Raw genomic sequence first — 3,796 nt, 5'->3', positions numbered from 1 at the left:
AAAGTACCGTAATAGTAGTAACCTCAGGCAAGGGCGGAGTTGGAAAAACTACCACCGTTGCCAATGTTGCCAGTGCTCTGGCTCGAAAGGGCCATAAAATTGCAGTTATGGATCTGGATATAGGACTTAAAAAGCTCGATCTTATTCTAGGCCTGGAAAATCGTGTTATCTATGATATTGTTCAGGTAATAGAAGGGGAATGCAGTTTGAAGCAAGCCCTGGTGAAAGATAAGCGTTTTCCTGAGCTCTATATGCTGCCGGCGGCCCAGACCCGTAACAAGGATGACATAAAGCCCGAACAGGTGCAAGAACTCTGCCGACAACTCCGGCCCGAATTCGATTTTGTATTTATAGACTGTCCTGCCGGCATAGAACAGGGTTTCAGGAATGCTATTGCGGCTGCTGACAAAGCCATAGTAGTAACCAACCCTGAGGTTTCCGCCGTCAGGGATGCTGACCGTATTATCGGCATGTTGGAATCAGCCCAGTTCCAGGACATCCAACTGGTAATTAATCGTTTGCAGGCCAGCATGGTTAGAAGTGGTGATATGTTGAGCATAGATGACTTGATGGAACACCTTTGCATTGCCTTACTGGGCATAGTCCCGGAAGACAAAAAAGTGCTTATTTCCACTAACAAAGGTGAACCAATAGTTTTAAATGAGCGTTCGGAAGCTGGACAAGCCTTTAATAATATTGCCAGTCGTCTCCTGGGGCAGCAGGTTGATTTCCCTAACTTTGAAGAAGATTCATTCTGGGGAAAGATCCGCAACCTGGGACGCAACCTTTTCGCTAAACAATAAGGGAGGGATAAACCAGTGTTGGATTTCTTAAAGCGCATCTTTGCAGACAGCTCCAGCCGCAAGCAAGCCAATGACCGCCTGCGGGTGGTACTTACTCATGACCGGGCCGGCACTTCCTCCCGCTTGATGGAAACCCTTAAAGAAGAGATTTTAGAGGTTATTTCCCGGCATGTAGAAATAGAAGGCCGTCCCGAAGTCAAGATTATCCGGGATGGCCGACACTCAGCATTGGACATAAACATTCCTTTAAAGGGTAGGTAATAACTGGATATGATTAAAATAAAGGGCATGAATGGAAACCTGGTCTTTATCTTTGGCCAGGGAGGATTTGAAGACTACTTAAGTTTTTTGGAGGAGAAACTGTCCGCTAACAAACAATTGTTTAGCGCCTCCCGGGCAGTATTCAAAGGAGAAGGACTAAAAAAGCTTTCTCATTTCCAAATAGCTTCTCTACAAGAACTCTGCCTGCGGTTCGGCATGATTATGAATAACAGTGAAGTTACTGTTAACAAGGGTGCTTCCAAGGATATGGTAATCTACCGCAATTTGAGAAGCGGGCAAAAACTCCGCTCTGAAGGTTCGGTAATCATTTGGGGTGATGTTCATGAAAGCGCCGAAATATTAGCAGCCGGAGACATAATTGTTCTGGGTAAATTAGACGGAATTGCTCATGCTGGTTGTTATGGCGATATGAGCCGCCTTATTTTCGCGCTCAGCCTTTCTCCCGGACAGATTAGAATTGGAGACCGGCTTTCCCGCTCACCTGAGGATGCCGATAAGAGTCCCCATCCCGAAATAGCCTTCTGGGACGGCGAAAATATCTGCATCAAAGCTTATTCTTCGCGTAGTGGCTTGCGCGGCTAAGGAGGCATTTATGAATTTATCTTATGAATTTGGCCCAGAAAAGGAAAATAAGCCCAGAAAAGGAATCTTCTCTGGCATAAGCCACAACAAGTTTTTTATCCCCATCCTGCTTTTCCTGCTGATACAGGGTCTGGTTATGCTGGGTTTCTTCACCCGCAGCGACCTGGGACTCTATGATGCCTTCTTTCGACTCAAGGGAGCTTCCTCTCCCGGCGATAATATTGTGATTGTAGCCATAGACGACTCCTCCATCTCCCGCCTGGGGCCGCCGGCCTGGCCCCGCTCCACCCATGCCCGTTTGCTGGAAACGCTGGAAGAGGCTCGGGCGGTAAGTTTTGACCTTACTTTCAACTCTGCTCAGGAAGCCCGGGAGGACCAGGCTTTTGCCGAAGCCATTCAAAAACATGGCAAGGTAATACTGGCAGCCAAGTTCACCTTTGAAGAAGATGAAAACGGGGATCTGGTTCAGGGTTTTGAGCCTCCTATGCAAGAGCTCATGTCGGGCGCTGCCGGCCTGGGCTTTGTCAACACTCCTACTGATATTGACCAGAAGGTAAGACGCTCCACTCTGGTAGATGTTAATAGCTTTGAGGTTCCCTTTCCCAGCCTGGCTATAGCTACCGCCATGGTAGCCCAGGACATTGGCTATGAAGAACTTAAACTGGAAGCAGGCTGTTTGCTGGTGGGGAAAAAAGAAATACCGCTAAGCCCGCTCAACCAGGCCATGGTAAAATTCTGGGGACCGAAGGCCACATTCAAAACCATAAGCTATGCTGATGTCATAGAAGAAAAAGTCCCCCCCGCGTATTTTAAAGACAAAATCGTCCTTATCGGCAGCATTACGCCGGAGGATCATGACTTTGTGGCCACCCCCTATACCACCAGCAATATGGTAAAGGGCGGAGCCCTGGACACCCCGGGGGTAGAGATTCATGCTTCCATTATCCAGACTTTTTTGGAAGACAGCTGGTATCGCGAGGCAGAGCAGCCGTTCAATATAGCCTTCCTTTTGCTGGCAGGCCTTCTGACTTCACTGGTGGTCAGAGGACGCGGTCCCTGGAAGGGGCTAATTGGCACGGTTCTGGTAACCCTGGCGGGCATTGCTCTGGTTTACGGCCTGTGGGAATACCAGCGGATATGGCTCAGCCTGGCTGCTCCCCTGGCCCTTATTCTGCTGAGTTATGTGGTGGTAACGGCCACTGAGTTTATCCAGGCTGAACTGGGAAGACGTAAAACCAAAGCCATGTTTTCCCGCTACGTTTCCGCCGATGTGGTGGATGAACTCTTGAAAAACCCGGATGAACTTTCCCTGGGCGGCAAAAAGCAGGTGGTTACAATTATGTTCGCCGATATCCGCGGCTTTACCGCCTTCAGCGAAAATAAGGACCCGGTGGATGTAATCAACCGGCTCAATGAGTACCTGACCGCAATGACCGACTCCATTCAAAGCCATGGCGGCACCCTGGATAAATACCTGGGAGATGGTCTGATGGCCTTTTTCGGAGCGCCGGTCTATTTTGAGGATCATGTGGAGAGGGCCATCAAGGTGGCCCGGGAAATCCAGGTAAAGGTGGCAGAATTAAATCAGAAGTGGGCTGAACAGGGCGCAGTACCTCTGCTGGTAGCTGTAGGTATTAATACCGGACCGGTGGTAGTGGGCAATGTAGGCAGCCCGGAACGCATGGATTACACGCTAATCGGTGAAGATGCCAATCTAGCCTCTCGCGTTGAGGCCCTTACCAAACTCTTTGAAACCCTGGTACTGGTTTCCGAGCGCTCCTACGACCTGCTTCCGGAAGGGGAAACCAAAGCTTCTCTGCATTATGTAGGCGAGGAACTGGTGAAAGGTTTCACTCATCCCATCAAAGTATATTCCTTTAGCGATTTGAACCTGCACTTTGAAAAATCCCAGGATAAAGGCTTTAAATAGGGTGTCAAGGGGACGGTTCTCTTGACACCCTACGGCCGCAGCGAGGAAATCAAGAATACGACCAGGCTTATGATGGCCACCCCGAAGCCCAGCACCCCCAGAAAACTGTATTCTTCAACCCAGGCGGCGTGGTTGGCCTGCAATATGAAAGAAGAACCTATCAAGGCTCCGGTTATTATCAAGCTGGCGCTGAGGCGGC

Annotated in this window: 4 protein-coding genes; all 4 read left to right on the top strand. The window is 49.4% G+C overall.

Features of this window, described 5'->3' with window-relative positions:
• Positions 1-11 precede the first annotated feature (11 nt).
• From minD to PHP87_RS11350, 4 genes are read left to right on the top strand one after another with little or no spacing between them, the layout of a single operon-like run.
• Complete coding sequence (gene minD, locus PHP87_RS11365) at positions 12-803, top strand: septum site-determining protein MinD (protein WP_366942940.1); 792 nt, start codon at positions 12-14, stop codon at positions 801-803.
• A 15-nt stretch (positions 804-818) separates the two neighbouring features.
• Positions 819-1,064 carry a cell division topological specificity factor MinE gene (gene minE, locus PHP87_RS11360; protein WP_299921453.1) on the top strand — a complete coding sequence of 82 codons (246 nt, stop codon included), beginning with the start codon at positions 819-821 and terminating at the stop codon, positions 1,062-1,064.
• A gap of 9 nt (positions 1,065-1,073) precedes the next feature.
• Positions 1,074-1,667, top strand: a complete 594-nt coding sequence (locus PHP87_RS11355) for a septum site-determining protein MinC (protein WP_299921451.1) — start codon at positions 1,074-1,076, stop codon at positions 1,665-1,667.
• 10 nt (positions 1,668-1,677) lie between these two features.
• On the top strand, positions 1,678-3,597 hold the full coding sequence (locus PHP87_RS11350) for a CHASE2 domain-containing protein (RefSeq protein WP_299921449.1): 1,920 nt from the start codon (positions 1,678-1,680) through the stop codon (positions 3,595-3,597).
• Positions 3,598-3,796: the final 199 nt, after the last annotated feature.

The organism is Syntrophomonas sp. (assembly GCF_028707975.1).
GTDB lineage: Bacteria > Bacillota > Syntrophomonadia > Syntrophomonadales > Syntrophomonadaceae > Syntrophomonas.
Note: the sequence above shows the minus strand (reverse complement) of the source record. Positions and strands in the feature narration are given on the sequence as shown.

What these genes read in the sequence shown, in the direction of transcription:
- PHP87_RS11355 (WP_299921451.1), top strand. Translation starts at nt 1,074, where the DNA reads ATGATTAAAATAAAGGGCATGAATGGAAACCTGGTCTTTATCTTTGGC.
- PHP87_RS11350 (WP_299921449.1), top strand. Translation starts at nt 1,678, where the DNA reads ATGAATTTATCTTATGAATTTGGCCCAGAAAAGGAAAATAAGCCCAGA.